We start from the raw sequence: 17,871 nt of genomic DNA, 5'->3' as shown, positions 1-17,871 counted from the left end.
TATCAACGCGCCGGTCCGGGGGCGGTGTCAAGCGGGAGCAAAAGGGCCTCAGAAGAGTCCCGAAAAGACCCCGATCAGCCTCTTGACCGCGGCGGTCACGACACCGGCGCTGAGGAACAGCAGCGCGGCGCTGGCGGTCGCCATCAGGTAGCCAAGCAGGGCCAGCAGGCCGTCGCGCTGCAGCAGGGCCAGGGCCAGCACGGCGACGGTCGCGCCTGGGGCAAGGTTTCCAAGGGGAATCGGCAGCACCAGCACCAGGGCCAGCAAGGTGCAGACCACGCCGATGACGCGCTCGCCGCCTGCCGCGAACAGGAAGCCCAGACGCGGCCTGGTCACCACCTCCAGCCGCCGCAGGATCGGCGTGATGCGCCGGAAAAGCCCTCTTAGGTCGTCGCGCTTAAGGGGTTTTTCCACCAGCTTCCGGGGCAGCCAGGGCGCGCTGGCGCCCCAGGCGATCTGCGGCGCCAGCAGCAGGATGGGCAGCGACAGTATGGTCGACGAACCGGGCGGCAGGGGCAGGCAGTTGAGCAGGCCGAACACCAGCAGCGTCGCCCCGAAGGCGCGGCTGTCGAAGGCTTCCAGCATCTGGCCGACGGTCAGTTCGGGACGGGGGTCGTCGCCGAACCCGTCGATCACGTCGGACAGTTTCTCGTGGCTCATGCGCGGTCCTGTGCCCCCTCTCGTCCTATAACGCGGGAACAGGGCCGAACGCTTGAGGGAAAGCGTCGGCAAGCGGGGCCGGACGGCTGCGGCTTCGCGTCGCAGCCCCCGCTGGTCGCCCCTCAGCAGGCTTCCTTGATCAGGCGGCGGCGCTCGACCGACGAGGGAATGCGCATGGCCTCGCGGTACTTGGCGACCGTGCGGCGGGCGATGTCGACGCCGGCGGCTTTCAGGATCTCGACGATGCGGTCGTCGGAATGGACGTCGGCTTCGGTCTTCTCGGCGTCGACCAGGCCCTTGATCTTGTGGCGGACACTGGCGGCCGAGTGGGCCTCGCCGCCTTCCGACGACTGAATGGCCGAGGTGAAGAAGAACTTCAGCTCGAACACCCCGCGCGGGGTGGCGACGTACTTGTTGGAGGTGACCCGGCTGACCGTGCTCTCGTGCATGCCGATGGCGTCGGCGACGGTCTTGAGGTTCAGCGGGCGCAGGTGCTCGACGCCGTAGGCCAGGAAGCCGTCCTGCTGGCGCACGATCTCGCTGGCCACCTTGAGGATGGTCTTGGCCCGCTGGTCGAGGCTTTTGACCAGCCAGTTGGCGCTGGCGAAGCTGTCGGAGACGAAGGTCTTTTCCTGGTCGCTGCGCGCGCCCTTGGAGACGCGGGCGTGGTAGCGCTGGTCGACCAGCACGCGCGGCAGGGTGTCGGTGTTCAGCTCCACGTGCCACAGGCCGCCCAGGCCTTCGCGCACGTGCACGTCGGGCACCAGGGTCTGGGGCGGGTCGCTGTGGAAGGCCGCGCCCGGACGAGGCGTCAGGCCGCGGACCTCGGCGATCATCTCGCGCAGGTCCTCGTCGTCGACGCCGCAGATCCTGCGCAGGGCGGCCAGGTCGCGGCGGGCCAGGAGGTCGAGATTGTCGAGCAGGGCGGCGATGGCCGGGTCGTAGCGGTTGGCGTCCCGCAGTTGCAGCTCCAGGCACTCGCGCACGTCGCGGGCGGCCACGCCGCAGGGCTCGAAGCCCTGGACGACCTTCAGCACGGCCTCGACGCGGTCGAACCCGCAGCCCAGCCGCTCGGCGATCTCCCACAGATCGGCGCGCAGGTAGCCGGCGGCGTCGACGGCGTCGATCAGGATGGCGGCGATGGCCTCGTCGGCGGGCGACAGGCCGGCCAGAAGCAGTTGGCCGTTCAGGTGCTCGGACAGGGTCTGCGGACGGTTCAGGGCGCCTTCGAAATTGTCGTCGCCCTCGAAGCCGCCGCCGCCGCCGGCGCGCGACCAGTCGATCTGGCCGCCGGCATGCTCGGCGCCGAAGCCCTCGCCGTCGCCGGTGGCGCGCTCGCCGGGCGAGACGTCGTCGCCGGGCGTGTCCATCTCGCGGTTGGCCGAGGCGTCGGAGACGTTCTCCATGCCCAGGTTCTCGACGGCGCGCTCGGGCTCGCCGTCGCGCTCGACCTCGCGGTCGCTGTCGTCACGCTGCAGCAGCGGGTTACGTTCGAGCTCGGCCTCGACGAAGGCTTCCAGCTCGATGTTCGACAGCTGCAGCAGCTTGATCGCCTGCTGCAGTTGCGGAGTGATGACAAGGCCCTGGCCCTGCCGGATATCGAGTCTGGGGCTGAGCGCCAACGCGCCCTCCTGGCAAATCGAACGGAAGTTACGATCGCCATTGAAAGGGCAGTCTGGTTAACGGGGCGCGAACGCCTGCAAATATCGGGCCGGTGCGACCATCCGTCCGCGAAAAAAGAAAAAGGCCTTGCTGGGCAAGGCCTTTTCCGAGGTCGACGCGGCCGCTCGCCGCGCCTCAATCGTGTCCGAACCGTTTAAGAGCGGTCGGCGAAGCTGTCGCCCAGGTAAACCCGGCGCACCTCGGGGTTGTCGACGATCTCCTTCGGAGAGCCCTCGAACAGCACTTCGCCGGCGGCGATGATCGAGGCCCGATCGACCATGTCCAGCGTCTCGCGGACGTTGTGGTCGGTGATCAGGATGCCGATGCCGCGGTTCTTGAGGTAGTTCACCACCTCGCGGATGTCGGAGATCGCCAGCGGGTCGATACCGGCGAACGGCTCGTCGAGCAGCATGAACGACGGCTCGCTGGCCAGGGCGCGGGCGATTTCGACGCGGCGACGCTCGCCGCCCGACAGGGCCACGGCCGGCGACTTGCGGATATGGGTGATCCGCAGCTCTTCCAGGATGTTGGTGACCGTCTCGCGCGCCACGCGCTGGTTCTTCTGGCGCATCTCGACCACGGCCATGACGTTCTGCTCGACCGTCATGCCCCGGAAGATCGAGGCTTCCTGCGGCAGGTAGCCGACGCCCAGGCGGGCGCGCTGGAACATCGGCTGGGCCGTGATGTCCTCGCCGTCGAGATAGATCGAGCCGTAGTCGGCGGCGATCAGGCCCGTGACCATGTAGAAGGTCGTGGTCTTGCCGGCGCCGTTGGGGCCCAAGAGGCCGACCACCTCGCCGCGCTTGAGGCGCAGCGAGACGTTCTTGACCACCGGCCGGTCGCCGAAGGTCTTGCCGACGCCGTCGACATGGAGACCGTCTTCGGTCGAGCCGCCGCCCAGGGTGTGGAACTGCATCAGGGGTCTCAGGGCTTGGGCTTGTTGGCGTCGTCCGAGGTGCTCGGATAGACCACGGCGCGGACGCGGTTCTTCTTGCCCGCACCCTTGACGCTGGATTCCATGCGCACGTCGTTGGTCTTGGTGTTGACCACCATGCGGTCGCCGCGGGCGACGTCCTGGCCCTGGATGGCGATGACGTTGCCGGTCACCACGATGGTGTTGGAGGCGTAGTCATAGGTCGCCCGGTCGCCGCGCACGGTCTGCTTGGGCGTGACGTAGAACACCTCGCCCTCGGCCTCGACGCGATCGACATTGCCGCAGCCGTTGCCGTCGCCGCTGCCCTTGGCCTTCTTCTGATTGTAGAGGGTCATCTTTGCGGCGCGCAGGCGCGAGGTCTCCTGCAGCACCTCGACGGCGCCGCGGAAGATCGTCTTGCACTGGCTGGAGATGGTCTCCTGCTCGTCGGCCGAGATGTCGACCGGCGCGCTGGAGCTGTTCTGCGCCACGGCCGGCGCCGCGGCCAGGCCGCCAAGGAGGCTCGCGGCGATAGCGACCGCCATTGCTCGTTTCATCGACCTCGCCCTCATCTGTCGCATCGTCCTCTAGTTCCCGTCGCCGTCGACGCGGTCCAGGCGCGTTTTCACGCCGCCCCGGAAAACGATGCGGTCGCCCTTGTCATATACGGAATAAGCGTTGGATTTCACCTGTCCTGTGGGGCCTTCGCCCTGCAACAGGGTTTCGCCGGTGATCACGCCGGTCTTGGTGTCGACGAAAGCCTCGTCCGAGGCGAAGCGATAGCCGCCCCCGTCGTCCATGCGCACGTCGCCGCGCAGCACCAGCTTGAGGGTGTCCTCGCGATAGACGCCGTTCTTGGCCGTCACCCGGGTGGGCTTGGGCTCGTCGGTGCCCAGGGTCAGGGTCGGATCGTCCAGCAGCACGCGCTGGAGGTCAGCGTCGTCGCGGATCGCCGAGCGGGCGGTGATCAGGAAGGCCCGGCCCTCGCTGGACTGGCCGTAGAAGCGCGGATTGAGCATGCGGATCTGGGCCTGGGGCTTTTCGGGCCCGCGCTCGGCGGCGGTCACCGTGCGCCAGATCACCTGGCCGGCCGACGCCCCCAGCAGGCCCACGATCGCCACCGGCAGCAGCAGGCGCGCGCCGCGGACGAGGCGCGAACGACGGCGCCAGCGCCGCAGGTCGCGCTTGAAGCCGCCTCTCATCGCCACGTCCGACACCGGTCGTCTCTCCTTTAAGCGTGCGCGAAGATGTCGACGTCTTCCCAGCCGGCCAGGTCGAGGGCGGCGCGGTGGGGCAGATAGTCGAAGGCGGCCTGGGCCAGGGCCATGCGGCCCTCGCGCACCAGCATGGCGTTCAAACGCTCGCGCAGGCCATGCAGATGCAGCACGTCCGAGGCGGCGTAGGCCACCTGCTCGGGGCTGAGCGAATCAGCGCCCCAGTCGGAGCTCTGCTGGGCCTTGGACAGCTCCACGCCCATCAGCTCGCGCGTCACGTCCTTGAGGCCGTGGCGGTCGGTATAGGTGCGGGCGAGCTTGGAGGCGATCTTCGTGCAGTACACGGGCGCGGTCATGACGCCCAGATGCAGCAGGAACATGGCGATGTCGAAGCGGCCGAAGTGGAAAAGCTTCAGCACGGCCGGGTCGGCCAGCAGCTTCTTCAGATTCGGCGCGTGGTAGGTCGAGCGGTCCAGGCGCACCACATGGGCGTCGCCGTCGCCGGCCGACAGCTGCACGACGCACAGCGGATCGCGCCCAAGGCGCAGGCCCATGGTTTCCGAATCGATGGCGATCGCGGTCGCCCCGGCGAACACGCCGTCGGGCAGATCGCCTTCATGAACAAAGCTGGCCAAGTGTCTCTCGTCTCCACGCGTCGGCGTCGTCGCGAACGGCGCCGCTCCGACGCCTTATAGTGGAGCGTCGGCGATGCACGCCAGATGAACGGAGTATCTATTGTAAGGAAAACTTGGCGCCACCGCCTCGTCGCATGCTTGCGAGAGGGGTGGTGCCCAGGAGAGGACTCGAACCTCCACGACCTTTCGGTCACTGGCACCTGAAGCCAGCGCGTCTACCAATTCCGCCACCTGGGCCCGCGGCGCAACCCGTTGGGCCGCTGCGAGGGCCGGACGTTTATGCAATGGTTCCGGCGGCGTCAATCGCATTTCTCACTTTTCTTGCGAACATCCCCAGGCTCGTCTAATCCCCCCTTCATCGCAGCGACTGAGGAATGGAAGATGCAGGGTCTGGTCACGGTGTTTGGCGGCTCGGGCTTCGTTGGAAGCCAGGTGGTGCGCGCCCTCGCCAAGTCGGGCTACCGCGTACGCGTGGCCGTGCGTCAGCCTAATCTCGCCTACCGCATGCGCATGCTGGGCGACGTCGGCCAGATCGAGGTGATCCAGGCCAATGTCCGCAACGAGGCCTCGGTGGCCCGCGCGCTCGACGGCGCCGAAGCGGCCGTCAACCTGGTGGGCGTGCTCTGGGAAAGCGGCCGCCAGCAGTTCCAGAGCCTGCACGCCATGGGCGCCAAGACCGTGGCCGAACAGGCCGCCGCCGCGGGCGTCAAGCGCCTGGTGCAGGTCTCGGCCATCGGCGCCGACGCCGATTCGGCCGCCAAGTACGCCCGCACCAAGGCCGAGGGTGAAGCCGCCGTTCGCGCCGCCTTCCCGACCGCCACCATCGTGCGTCCGTCGATCGTGTTCGGCCAGGACGACAAGTTCTTCAACAAGTTCGGCCAGATGGCCGCCAGCGCCCCGGCCCTGCCGCTGGTCGGCGGCGGCGCCACCAAGTTCCAGCCGGTGTTCGTCGGCGACGTGGCCGCGGCCATCGCCAAGATCATCGCCACCCCGGGCGCGCAGGGCCAGACCTACGAACTGGGCGGCCCGGCCGTCTATTCGTTCAAGGAACTGCTCGAGCTCGTCCTGACCGAGACCGGCCGCGCCCGCGTGCTGGCGCCCCTGCCCTGGCCGGTCGCCGGCCTGGTGGGCAAGCTGGGCGACATCCAGGCCTCGCTGCTGCCGCTGGCCCCGCCGCTGACCACCGACCAGGTCGCCCTGCTGAAGGCCGGCGACAATGTCGTCGCGCCGGGCGCCAAGGGCCTGGCCGACCTGGGGATCGCCCCGACCGCCGTCGAGGCCGTCGTGCCGTCCTACCTCTACCGCTACCGCAAGGGCGGCCAGTACGCCCCGACCCCGGCCGGCGCGTTCTGATCCAAACCTTCCCTCTCCCCCTGCGGGAGAGGGTGGCCTCCCGAAGGGAGGTCGGGTGAGGGGTCGCACACACAGAAACGCCGCGACAGCTGATCGGCCGTCGCGGCGTTTTGCTTTTGAGAAACCCCTCATCCGTCGGCTTTCGCCGACACCTTCTCCCGCAAGGGGAGAAGGGCCGCGGACGGATCAGCGCGGAATGTAGAGCAGCGCCAGGCCGACGACGCCGACCGCGATCCGCCAGTAGGCGAACGGCGCAAAGCCGTGGCGGGTGATGAAGTTCAGCACCGTCTTGACCACGAACACGCCCGAGACCAGCGCGGCGACGAAGCCCAGGCCGATGATCCCCATGTCCTTGGTGCTGAGCAGGTCGATGTTCTTGTAGAGGTCGTAGGCGAAGGCGCCGGCCATGGTCGGCATGGCCAGGAAGAAGCTGAACTCGGCGGCCGAGCGCTTGTCGCACTTCAGGAGCAGGGCGCCGGCGATGGTCGCCCCCGAGCGCGAGACGCCGGGCACCAGGGCCAGGCACTGGAAGAGGCCGATGATGAAGGCGGTCTTCAGCGGATAGTCGGCGACGTCCGTATGCTTGGGCTCGAACTTCATGCGGTCGAGACCCAGCAGGATGAAGCCGCCGACGATCAGGGTGGTGCAGACCAGAGCCGGGCTCTCGTAGAGCACGGTCTTGATGAAGTCGTGGGCCAGCACGCCGACGAACACCGCCGGCAGGAAGGCCAGCAGGATGCCGATCACGAACCGGCGCGAGCCGGGATTGGTCGGCAGGGTCGTCAGAAGACCCCACAGCCGCCCGAAATAGACGCTGGTGATCGCCAGGATCGCGCCCAGCTGGATCAGCACCTGGAAGGTGTTGCCGGGGCTGTGGAAGCCCAGGAAGTGGCCGACCAGCAGCAGGTGACCGGTCGACGAGACGGGAATGAACTCGGTCAGGCCCTCGATCAGGCCCAACACGATCGCGATCAGCCAATCCGGCATGTCATTCCCTTATGTAACAGGCGCTTACGAGCGGAAACGGGCGTGCGCCCGACACGGTAAAGAAAGGGTTTATCCATAAAGTGGACCAATTTAGGGCATATCTGCGAGTCGCTCGCAATGACCATGCCGTCATCACGGATATATTCGTCCAATATTTTTACCACCGCATTCTTATTGCCCTGAAGAGTCCGTATTAGGCCCCCGCAAGCAAATTTTTCCCCGGCAACGGGGGCGAGGGAAGGCGCATGGCCGAGCGCATGTTGAAATTCACCACCGTCGCGCGTCGCACGCCTGAAAAGCGGGCGGCCGAAGAGCGTAACGGCGACTTTCACGAGATCTACGCTGACTTCATCGACGCCAAGGCGACCGAGCAGGCTTCGCGCTGCTCGCAATGCGGCGTGCCCTACTGCCAAACCCACTGCCCGCTGCACAACAACATCCCCGACTGGCTGCGGATGACCGCCGAAGGCCGGCTGGAGGAAGCCTACGCCCTGTCGCAGGCCACCAACTCGATGCCGGAAGTCTGCGGCCGCATCTGCCCGCAGGACCGCCTCTGCGAAGGCAACTGCGTCATAGAGCAGTCGGGTCACGGCACCGTGACGATCGGCTCGGTCGAACGCTACCTGACCGACAAGGCCTGGGAGATGGGCTGGGTGAAGCCGCTCGTCGCCGCCGCCGATCGCGGCCAGTCGGTCGGCATCGTCGGCGCCGGCCCGGCCGGCCTGGCCGCCGCCGAGAAGCTGCGCGAGCAGGGCTACGCCGTCACCGTCTATGACCGCCACGACCGCGCCGGCGGCCTGCTGATCTACGGCATCCCCGGCTTCAAGCTGGAGAAGGACGTCGTCGAGCGCCGCACCCAGCGCCTGGCCGACGGCGGCGTCGAATTCAAGCTCGGCTTCGAGGTCGGCAAGGACGCCACTCTCGAAGACCTGCGCGCCAAGCACGATGCGGTGCTGATCGCCGTCGGGGTCTATGCCGCGCGCGACCTGGCCGTGCCCGGCGGTGGCGACAAGGGCGTGGTGCCCGCGCTCGACTACCTGATCGCCTCCAACAAGAAGACCCTGGGCGACGACGTCCCGGCCTATGACAGCGGCGAACTCAACGCCGAAGGCAAGGACGTGGTCGTGGTCGGCGGCGGCGACACCGCCATGGACTGCGTGCGCACGGCCATCCGCCAGGGCGCGACCTCGGTCACCTGCCTCTATCGCCGCGACAAGGCCAACATGCCCGGCTCGCTGCGCGAAGTGGCCAACGCCGAGGAAGAAGGCGTCACCTTCGAATGGCTGGCCGCCCCGCGCGCCCTGTCGGGCGACGCCGACGCCGTCACCGGCGTGAAGGCCATCCGCATGCGTCTTGGCGCTCCGGACGCCTCGGGCCGCCGCAGCCCCGAAGAGATCCCCGGCGGCGACTTCGACCGTCCGGCCCAGCTGGTGGTCAAGGCCCTGGGCTTCGAGCCGGAGAACCTGCCGGACCTCTGGAAGGCGCCGGACCTGAAGACCACCCGCTGGGGCACGGTCAAGGCCGACGTCCGCCACCAGATGACCAACCTCGACGGCGTGTTCGCCGCCGGCGACATCGTTCGCGGCGCCTCGCTGGTGGTGTGGGCGATCAAGGACGGCCGCGACGCCGCCGACGCCATGCACCGTTACCTGAAGGCCAAGGCCGGCGCGCCCGCGCTGATCGCGGCGGAATAAGGAAAGAGAGATCAGACCATGAGCCAGATCGACCTCTATCTGAAGAACCGCCAGACCCTGATCGACGGCCACGCCTACGATCCGTCGATGGAACGCGACGCCTGCGGCGTCGGCCTGGTCTGCGCCATCGACGGCCAGCCCCGCCGGGAAGTCGTCGAGCTGGCGATCAAGGCCCTCAAGGCCCTGTGGCACCGCGGCGCGGTGGACGCCGACGGCAAGACCGGCGACGGCGCCGGCGTGCTCGTCTCGGTCCCGCAAGACTTCTTCATCGACCAGGTGCGCCGCACCGGCCACGCCCTGCGCCCCGGCCCGATCGCCGTCGGCCAGGTGTTCCTGCCGCGTACGGATCTCGGCGCCCAGGAGGCCTGCCGCACGATCGTGGAGGCGGAAGCCCTGCGCTTCGGCTTCTATATCTACGGCTGGCGCCAGGTGCCGGTCGACACCTCGGTGATCGGCGAAAAGGCCAACGCCACGCGTCCGGAAATCGAGCAGATCATGCTGGCCCCGCCGGCCGGCCTGGAGGGCGAGGCGCTGGAGCGCGCCCTGTTCCTGTGCCGCAAGCGCATCGAAAAGCGCGTGCACGGCCAGAACATCAGCGACTTCTACATCTGCTCGTTCTCGGCCCGCTCGCTGATCTACAAGGGCATGTTCCTGGCCGAGTCGATCGACGAGTTCTATCCGGACCTGAAGGACGAGCGCTTCGCCGCGGCGGTGGCGATCTTCCACCAGCGCTACTCGACCAACACCTTCCCGCAGTGGCGCCTGGCCCAGCCCTTCCGGATGCTCGCCCACAACGGCGAGATCAACACGATCAAGGGCAACATCAACTGGATGAAGTCCCACGAGATCAAGATGGCGGCCGACGCCTTCGGTGAGTTCGGGGACGACGTGAAGCCGGTGATCCAGCCGGGCGGCTCGGACAGCGCCAGCCTGGACAACACCTTCGAGGTGCTGGTCCGCGCCGGCCGCGACGCGCCTATGGCCAAGGCCCTGCTGGTGCCCGAGGCGTCCAACCCCAACATGAGCGACGAGCACAAGGCGCTCTATTCCTACTGCAACGCCGTGATGGAGCCGTGGGACGGTCCGGCCGCCCTGTGCGCCACCGACGGCCGCTGGGTCGTGGCCGGCAAGGACCGCTCGGGCCTGCGCCCGCTGCGCGTGGCCTATACCGACGACGGCCTGGTCATCATGGGCTCGGAAGCCGGCATGTGCGGCGTCGAGGAAAGCCGCATCACCCGCAAGCTGGCCATCGCGCCGGGCCGGATGATCGCCATCGACCTGGGCGAGGGCAAGCTCTACGGCGAGGACGAGATCGTCGACGAACTGGCCGGCCGCCACCCCTACACCGAGTGGCTGGGCAACATGGTCGATCTCGAAAAGGAGATCGCGCCGGGCCCCGAACCGCGCAGCTACGGCCGCGAGGAGCTGACCCGTCGCCAGGCCGCCGCCGGCTACAGCCTCGAAGACCTGGAAATGATCCTCGCCCCGATGGTCGAGGACGGCAAGGAAGCCGTCGGCTCGATGGGCGACGACACCCCGCTGGCGGTGCTGTCGGAGAAGTACCGCCCGCTGTCGCACTACTTCCGCCAGAACTTCAGCCAGGTGACCAACCCGCCGATCGACCCCCTGCGGGAGACCGGCGTCATGAGCCTGAAGACCCGCTTCAAGAACCTGGGCAACATCCTGGCCCAGGACGCCGCCCAGGCCGATGTCTACGTGCTGGAAAGCCCCGTGCTGACCACCGGCATGTACATCCGCATCCGCGAGCTGCTGGGCGAGAAGAACGTCGCGGTCATCGACTGCACCATGCCACTGCCGGCCGAGGAAGCCCGCGCCGGCGACGCCCTGCGCGCCAACCTCGACCGCATCCGCGCCGAGGCCGAGGACGCCGTGCTGCGCGGCTGCGGCGCCATCGTCCTGACCGACGAGGCCAGCGACGAGGGCCGCGTGGGCCTGCCGATGATCCTGGCCACCGGCGGCGTGCACGCCCACCTCGTGAACAAGGGCCTGCGCTCCTACGTCTCGCTGGTCGTCCGCTCAGCCGAATGCCTCGACACGCACTACTTCGCGGTGCTGGTCGGCGTCGGCGCCACGGCGGTCAACGCCTATCTGGCGCAGGAAAGCTTCCAGGACCGCCTGGAGCGGGGTCTGGCCGGCGACAAGACGCTGCGCGACGTGTGCCTGAACTTCAAGGGCGCCATCGAGGGCGGCCTGCTGAAGATCATCTCCAAGATGGGCATCAGCGTCATCAGCTCGTACCGCGGCGGCTACAACTTCGAAGCCGTCGGCCTGTCGCGCGCCCTGGCCGCCGAGTTCTTCCCCGGCATGCCCTCGCGCATCTCGGGCATCGGCCTGGCCGGCATCGAGAGCAAGACGGTCGAGCTGCACCGCAAGGCCTGGTCGCTGTCGGCGGTCACCCTGCCGGTCGGCGGCCTCTACAAGTCGCGCCGCTCGGGCGAGGCTCACGCCTTCGAGGCGCGCCTCATGCACACCCTGCAGAGCGCCTGCGACACCGGCGACTACGAGCTCTATCGCCGCTGGTCCTCGGGCCTGCGCACGCAAAAGCCGATCCAGCTGCGCGACCTGCTCGACTGGCGCTCGGACCGCAACCCGATCTCGACCGACGACGTCGAGAGCGTCAACGAGATCCGCAAGCGCTTCGTCACGCCGGGCATGAGCCTGGGCGCCCTGTCGCCCGAGGCGCACGGCGCGCTGAACATCGCCATGAACCGCATCGGCGCCCGCTCGGTCTCGGGCGAGGGCGGCGAGGACAGCGCGCGCTACAAGCCGCTGCCCAACGGCGACAACCCCAACAGCGCCATCAAGCAGGTGGCCTCGGGCCGCTTCGGCGTCACCGCCGAGTACCTGAACCAGTGCGTCGAGCTGGAGATCAAGGTCGCCCAGGGCGCCAAGCCCGGTGAAGGCGGGCAACTGCCCGGCTTCAAGGTGACCGAGATGATCGCCCGTCTGCGTCACTCCACCCCTGGAGTGATGCTGATCAGCCCGCCGCCGCACCACGACATCTACTCGATCGAGGACCTGGCTCAGCTCATCTACGACCTGAAGCAGATCAACCCGATCGCCCGGGTCACGGTGAAGCTGGTCGCGGCCACCGGCATCGGCGCCATCGCCGCTGGCGTGGCCAAGGCGAAGGCCGACGTGATCCTGGTCGCCGGCGGCGTCGGCGGCACGGGCGCCTCGCCCCAGACCTCGGTGAAGTACGCCGGCGGTCCGTGGGAGATGGGCCTGTCGGAAGCCAACCAGGTGCTGACGCTGAACAACCTGCGCCACTCCGTCGTCCTGCGGGCCGACGGCGGCATGCGCACCGGCCGCGACGTGGTCATCGCCGCCATGATGGGCGCCGAGGAGTTCGGCATCGGCACCGCCTCGCTGGTGGCGATGGGCTGCATCATGGTGCGCCAGTGCCACTCCAACACCTGCCCTGTGGGCGTCTGCACCCAGGACGAGGCGCTGCGCGCCAAGTTCACCGGCACGCCCGACAAGGTCGTCAACCTCTTCACCTTCGTGGCCGAGGAAGTGCGCGAGATCCTGGCCGGCCTGGGCTTCAAGTCCTTGCAGGAAATCGTCGGCCGCACGGACCTGCTGGCGCAGGTTTCGCGCGGCGGCGAGCACCTCGACGACCTCGACCTGAACCCGCTGCTGGTTCGCGCCGACCCTGGCTCGAACAAGCCGTACAACACGGTCGAGGGCCGCAACGCGGTGCCGGACACGCTGGACGCCCAGATCGTCCGCGACGCCGCCCCGCTGCTGGAGCGCGGCGAGAAGATGCAGCTGACCTACACGGTCCGCAGCACGGCGCGCACCATCGGCACCCGCACCTCGAGCCACATCGTCCGCAAGTTCGGCATGAAGGGCCTGCCGGCCGGTCACCTGACCGTCCAGCTCAAGGGTTCGGCCGGCCAGAGCCTCGGCGCCTTCGCGGTGCAGGGCCTGCGCATCGAGCTGACCGGCGAGGCCAACGACTATGTCGGCAAGGGCCTGTCGGGCGCGACGATCACCATCAAGCCGCCGCGCGGCCTGGCGGCCCCCGAGACCAACACCCTGATCGGCAACACCGTGCTGTTCGGGGCCACCTCGGGCCGCCTGTTCGCGGCCGGCCAGGCCGGCGAGCGCTTCGCCGTCCGCAACTCGGGCGCCACCACGGTGGTCGAGGGCTGTGGCGCCAACGGCTGCGAATACATGACCGGCGGCCAGGTGGTGATCCTTGGCCCGACGGGCGGCAACTTCGGCGCGGGCATGACCGGCGGCATGGCCTTCGTGCTCGACCAGCACGATCGCTTCTCGGCCAACTTCAACCCGGAAAGCATCGTCGTGCAGCGCCTGGCCTCGCCCTACTGGGAAGGCGTGCTGCGCTCGCTGATCGCCGAACACGCCCGCGAGACGGACTCGGCCTTCGCCGAGAGCCTGCTGCGTGACTGGGACCGCGCCCGCGACCTCTTCTGGCAGGTCTGCCCGAAGGAAATGATCAGCCGCCTGCCCCAGCCGCTGGCGGCCGAGGAAGCGGTTCACGAACGGGCCTAAGGGCTCGTCCGCAACGAGATCCGTCGCCTTCTTCCGGGGCGACGGCCGCGCGGCGCGCCTCCCAGCCCGCCGCACGACGAGGGGAGCGCTCCGGCCCGAGCGCTCCCCTTTGTTGTGTCTGGACGCTTGCCCGGCGCGACAAGGAAATGCTGATCTGCCGCCGTCGATTTCCAGCGTCGGGGATGTTCCAGTGAGCTTCGAGACCAAGACTACCGCCCTGTCGCGACGCGCACTGATGACGGGCGGAGCGGCTCTGCTGGGCCTAGTGGCGACCTCCAGCGAAGCCCTGGCCCTGACCGCCCGCCCCCGGCTGCGGGTGATCCTCGACAACGACTTTTCAGGCGATCCCGACGGCCTGTTCCAGCTGGCCCACCACCTGGCCTCGCCGTCGGTGGAGATCCCGCTGGTGATCGGCTCGCACATCCACGTGAATGACTTCCTCGACGGCTCGACCACCCAGGCCGACAACGCCGTCGCCCAGGTCAGGGCGATCTATGCGCGGATGAAGCTGGTCCGGCAGCCGCCGGTGATCGCCGGCCGCAACGCCGCTCCGCCGGCCGGCGCCAAGCCCGAGGCGACCCCGGCCGCCAAGGCGATCATCGCCGAGGCCCTGCGCGACGACACCAGGCTGCCGCTGTTCTACTGCGCCGGCGCGGGCTTGACGGATCTGGCCGAAGCCCTGCGGCTGGAGCCCAGGATCGCCGGCCGCATGAAACTGGTCTGGATCGGCGGTCACGAGCACGACGACCTGCTGCCCGGCGTGCCGCGCCGCAAGGACGCCGAGTACAACGCCACCATCGACCTGGCCGCCGTGCAGACGGTGTTCAACGACTCCGCCATCGAGATCTGGCAGATCCCGCGCAACGTCTATCGCCAGCTGATGATCAGCCACGCCGAGCTCGAGGCCGGCCTCAAGCCGTCGGGCAGGCTTGGGACCTACCTGCTGGAGCAGCTGGAGCGCGTGGTCTCCACGCCCAAGATCAGCCTGGGCGAGACCTATATCCTCGGCGACAGCCCGCTGGTGACCCTGACGGCGCTGCAGTCGTCGTTCGAACCCGACAGCGCGTCGAGCGCCTATGTGGTGCGCCCCACGCCCCGCGTCGTCGCACGGGCCCAGTACGAGGCCAATCCAAACGGCCGGCCGATGCGGGTCTACACCACCATCGACACCCGCCTGACCTTCGCCGACATGTTCGCCAAGTTCGCGGTCGCCGGCCGTTAGTCCGGTTCGTAAGCGGTGTCGGCCCAGAACCAGGGGTCGACCAACGGCTCGCCGCCCGCCTCTTCCAACGCACCAAGCAGGACGTTGGCCGCCGCCAGGTTCGGGCGGGCGAGCAGCGACGGACCAAGACGCCGCTCCATCGCTCCGACCCAGGGCTCGACGTGGTTGCACGCGCGCACCAGGTTGCTGACCAGGCGATAGGGCGAGCCGATCACGCCGCCGGCGGCGCGGGCCTCGCCCAGACGAAGGCGGGCCTCGGCCAGTTGGGCGTAGAAGTAGCCGACCCGGTCGCGCGCGCCTCCGGACAATCGGCCAAGACCGCCCGCGGCGGCTGGATAGACCAGCGGCGCCGACAGTCGCCAGCGGGCGAAGAACGCTTCGTCCAACCATAGGCCTGGATCCTGGGCATGGCGGCGGGCCAGTTCCGTCGCCAGCTGCGCGGCCTGCCGGTGCAGCCCGACGACCTCGGGATAGAGCGCCAGCTCCAGGTCGCCACGCTCCAGACGGCGACGCCACAGAGCCGTTCCGACTGCGGTCGCGACGATCGCTGCGGCGATCAGCAGGGCATGCGACAGGCTCATGCGGAAGGTCCCCCCGGTCCGACATAGCGCGCCCGTGGACGGATCAGGCGGCCGGTCTTGCCCTGCTCCAGCGCATGGGCCAGCCACCCCGCCGTCCGTCCCACGGCGAACAGCGCGAAGGGCGCGTCCTCGGGCAGCTTCAAGGTCTGCGCCAGGGCGACCAGGGCGAAATCGATATTGGCCGCCTGGCCCGTGGCGGCGACCACCGCCGCGTGCAGGGCGGCCATGTCGGGCGCGGGATCGAAGGCCGCCAGCAGCGCCGCCGCGCGCGGGTCGCCGTCGGGATAGAGCGGATGGCCAAAGCCCGGCAGCGGCGCGCCCTGGTCCAGACGAACGGCGACAGCGCCTTCCGCCCCTTCCCTCTTGGCTTCACGGGCCAGGGCCTCGACGCGGGCGGCCATGCCCCCGTGCAGAGGTCCCGACAGGGCCGAGAGACCCGCCAGGGCCGACGCCGCCAGCGACGCCCCGGTCGAGGCCGCCACCCGTGCGGCGAAGGTCGAGGCGTTGAGCTCGTGGTCGGCCAGAAGCACCAGCGCGCGGCGCACCAGGTCGCCGCCGGCCGCGTCGAGCCCCCAGGCGGCGGCCAAGCGCTGGTGGATCAACCCCTCGCCCACCCGTCTCGCTACGGCGTCGGCGACCAGGTCGAGCAGACCCGCCGCCTCCTGGGCCAGCATCAGCGGCGCGCGGCCTCGGGCCGGACGGTCCTCGCCGGCGCGGGCGGCCAGATCGGCGAACAGCCGGGCGCGGATGGTCGGGGCGGAGCTGGGCGCGCCGGTGGCGACGGCGGCCTCGGCCGTATCGTCGCGCAGCAGCCGGCCGATAGCCTCGAAGCTTTCGGTGCGCGCCAGTTCCACGGCGTCGCGGCCGCGATACCAGAGACGCCCCGCCCGCACGGTGGTGATGGCCGAGGTCAGGACCGGCTCGCCCCAGGCGATGGCGGCGGCGGCCACGTCGGCGGCCTTGCGGCCCCGCGCCTTGCGTTTGGCCAGAGAGGCCACGTCGGAGGCGCGATAAAGGCTGCGGCGGGGATCGTCGGGATGGGCGTGGGCCTCGATCCGGCCCCGGCTGACATAGGCGTACAGCGTCTGGGGACGCACGCCGAGCCGCGCCATCGCCTGGTCCGCATCGAGCCAATCGTCAGCCATACACATTGATTATATTGCTCAAGATTGACGATCAAGGCGCTCGGACGATCATGAAGGGCGAAAGGAGACCTTCCCATGGTCCAAGTTTCCGCCGGCCTTGAAGGCGTGATCGCCGCCGCCACCGTGCTTTCCGACGTCGACGGCCAGGCCGGCCGCCTGACCATCCGCGGCTGGGCGGTGGAAGACCTCGCCGGCCGCGCCCGTTTCGAGGACGCCGTCCACCTGCTGCTGGACGGTTTCTTCGATGACCTGCCCGCCGACCTGGCGCCGGCCCTTGGCGAAGCCCGCGTGCAGGCCTTCGCCGAGGTCGCCGCGCTGGACGACGCCCTGGCGGCCCGCGATCCCTACGACGCCATGCGCGCCCTGCTGGCCCGCCTGCCCGACGGCGACAGCCTGTGCGACGCCCTGACCCTGGCCCTGACCCTGGCCGTGGCCCCGGCCGTGTTCACGGCCGCGACCTTGCGCCGCCGCCAAGATCAGGAGGCCATCGCCCCCGATCCCGCCCTGCCCCACGCCGCCGATTTCCTGCGGATGATCCGGGGCGCAACACCCACCGAAGGCGAGGCCCGGGCGCTGGACGCCTATCTGGTCACGGTCTGCGATCACGGCCTCAACGCCTCGACCTTCGCCGCCCGGGTTGCGGCCTCGACGCGGGCCGGCCTCGCCTCGGCGGTGCTGGCGGGGCTGTCGACGCTGAAGGGCCCGCTGCACGGCGGCGCGCCGGGACCGGTGATCGACATGCTCGACGCCATCGGAACCGCCGACAACGCCGTCCCCTGGCTGGAGACCGCGCTGGACGCCGGCGAACGGCTGATGGGCTTTGGCCACCGCATCTATCGCGTCCGCGATCCGCGCGCCGACGCCCTCAAGGCGGCCCTGTCCCGGCTGTCGAAGAGCGCCGGCGCCCTGCCCGGCCGCCTCGCTCTGGCCGAGGCCGTGGAGCGCGCCGCCCTCGACATCCTGCGCCGGCGCAAGCCCGACCGGCCGCTGGAGACCAATGTCGAATTCTATACCGCCCTGCTGCTGGAGGCGCTGGACCTGCCGCCGCAGGCCTTCACCTGCGTGTTCGCGGCGGGCCGCACGGCCGGCTGGATCGCCCACGCCCGCGAGCAGCAGGCCAGCGGCAAGCTCATTCGTCCGCAGTCGGTCTATGTCGGGCCCCGGCCCAGGGCGGCGGCCTGACGGCCGCTGCTTCCCCATTGCGCAAGATTGTTGCGAAAGACACACATGAGAGCGAAAGCACATATCGAAGTTCGCTGAACT

14 protein-coding genes and 1 tRNA gene are annotated in these 17,871 nt (G+C 69.2%); 5 read left to right on the top strand and 10 right to left on the bottom strand.

Going from position 1 to position 17,871, the window contains the following annotated elements; translation table 11 throughout:
• Nucleotides 1-48 precede the first annotated feature (48 nt).
• The 7 genes from P7A99_RS08795 to P7A99_RS08765 form a co-directional block, all read right to left on the bottom strand.
• Entirely contained in the window at nt 49-660 is a 612-nt protein-coding gene (locus tag P7A99_RS08795; RefSeq protein WP_277793512.1) for an exopolysaccharide biosynthesis protein, read from the bottom strand.
• 122 nt (nt 661-782) lie between these two features.
• Nucleotides 783-2,282, bottom strand: coding sequence for an RNA polymerase factor sigma-54 (gene rpoN, locus P7A99_RS08790; protein ID WP_277793511.1), 1,500 nt, complete (start codon nt 2,280-2,282; stop codon nt 783-785).
• A gap of 194 nt (nt 2,283-2,476) precedes the next feature.
• Entirely contained in the window at nt 2,477-3,238 is a 762-nt protein-coding gene (gene lptB, locus P7A99_RS08785; RefSeq protein WP_277793510.1) for an LPS export ABC transporter ATP-binding protein, read from the bottom strand.
• 8 nt (nt 3,239-3,246) lie between these two features.
• Nucleotides 3,247-3,780: an LptA/OstA family protein gene (locus P7A99_RS08780; protein WP_277793509.1), complete on the bottom strand. Its 534-nt coding sequence runs from the start codon at nt 3,778-3,780 to the stop codon at nt 3,247-3,249.
• Nucleotides 3,781-3,822: 42 nt separating this feature from the next.
• Nucleotides 3,823-4,452, bottom strand: a complete 630-nt coding sequence (gene lptC, locus P7A99_RS08775) for an LPS export ABC transporter periplasmic protein LptC (RefSeq protein WP_347276687.1) — start codon at nt 4,450-4,452, stop codon at nt 3,823-3,825.
• A gap of 14 nt (nt 4,453-4,466) precedes the next feature.
• Nucleotides 4,467-5,084, bottom strand: coding sequence for a ribonuclease D (locus tag P7A99_RS08770; protein WP_277793508.1), 618 nt, complete (start codon nt 5,082-5,084; stop codon nt 4,467-4,469).
• Between the two features lie 150 nt (nt 5,085-5,234).
• Nucleotides 5,235-5,321: transfer RNA gene (locus tag P7A99_RS08765), tRNA-Leu, on the bottom strand.
• A gap of 144 nt (nt 5,322-5,465) precedes the next feature.
• Between P7A99_RS08765 and P7A99_RS08760 the strand changes: the two genes are divergently transcribed.
• Nucleotides 5,466-6,437 (top strand): complex I NDUFA9 subunit family protein, encoded by a 972-nt coding sequence (locus tag P7A99_RS08760; protein WP_277793507.1) that lies wholly within the window; start codon nt 5,466-5,468, stop codon nt 6,435-6,437.
• Nucleotides 6,438-6,623: 186 nt separating this feature from the next.
• Here the strand turns inward: P7A99_RS08760 and P7A99_RS08755 are convergent, their stop codons facing one another.
• Nucleotides 6,624-7,424, bottom strand: a complete 801-nt coding sequence (locus tag P7A99_RS08755) for an undecaprenyl-diphosphate phosphatase (RefSeq protein WP_277793506.1) — start codon at nt 7,422-7,424, stop codon at nt 6,624-6,626.
• Nucleotides 7,425-7,669: 245 nt separating this feature from the next.
• On the opposite strand from P7A99_RS08755, the gene P7A99_RS08750 reads away from it, so the two are divergent.
• The 3 genes from P7A99_RS08750 (at nt 7,670) to P7A99_RS08740 (ending at nt 14,882) form a co-directional block, all read left to right on the top strand.
• Nucleotides 7,670-9,118 (top strand): NAD(P)-dependent oxidoreductase, encoded by a 1,449-nt coding sequence (locus P7A99_RS08750; RefSeq protein ID WP_277793505.1) that lies wholly within the window; start codon nt 7,670-7,672, stop codon nt 9,116-9,118.
• A gap of 18 nt (nt 9,119-9,136) precedes the next feature.
• Complete coding sequence (gene gltB / locus P7A99_RS08745) at nt 9,137-13,660, top strand: glutamate synthase large subunit (RefSeq protein WP_277793504.1); 4,524 nt, start codon at nt 9,137-9,139, stop codon at nt 13,658-13,660.
• A 190-nt stretch (nt 13,661-13,850) separates the two neighbouring features.
• Complete coding sequence (locus tag P7A99_RS08740) at nt 13,851-14,882, top strand: nucleoside hydrolase (protein WP_277793503.1); 1,032 nt, start codon at nt 13,851-13,853, stop codon at nt 14,880-14,882.
• Here the strand turns inward: P7A99_RS08740 and P7A99_RS08735 are convergent.
• A complete protein-coding gene (locus P7A99_RS08735; protein WP_277793502.1) occupies nt 14,879-15,463 on the bottom strand; it encodes a hypothetical protein in 585 nt (194 codons plus the stop codon). The two genes, P7A99_RS08740 and P7A99_RS08735, sit on opposite strands and share 4 nt — an antisense overlap.
• A complete protein-coding gene (locus P7A99_RS08730) occupies nt 15,460-16,608 on the bottom strand; it encodes a citrate synthase family protein (protein WP_277793501.1) in 1,149 nt (382 codons plus the stop codon). Before P7A99_RS08730 ends, P7A99_RS08735 begins: the two co-directional genes overlap by 4 nt.
• Before the next feature lie 75 nt (nt 16,609-16,683).
• Here P7A99_RS08730 and P7A99_RS08725 point away from each other — a divergent pair, with 75 nt between their 5' ends.
• The gene (locus P7A99_RS08725; RefSeq protein WP_277793500.1) at nt 16,684-17,790 is read left to right on the top strand and encodes a citrate synthase/methylcitrate synthase; all 1,107 of its coding nucleotides are present in this window, start codon (nt 16,684-16,686) and stop codon (nt 17,788-17,790) included.
• Nucleotides 17,791-17,871 lie beyond the last annotated feature (81 nt).

The organism is Caulobacter endophyticus, assembly GCF_029543245.1.
Lineage (GTDB): Bacteria > Pseudomonadota > Alphaproteobacteria > Caulobacterales > Caulobacteraceae > Caulobacter > Caulobacter endophyticus_A.
The sequence above is the reverse complement of the archived record's forward strand: the minus strand, read 5'-3'. Positions and strand labels throughout refer to the sequence as shown.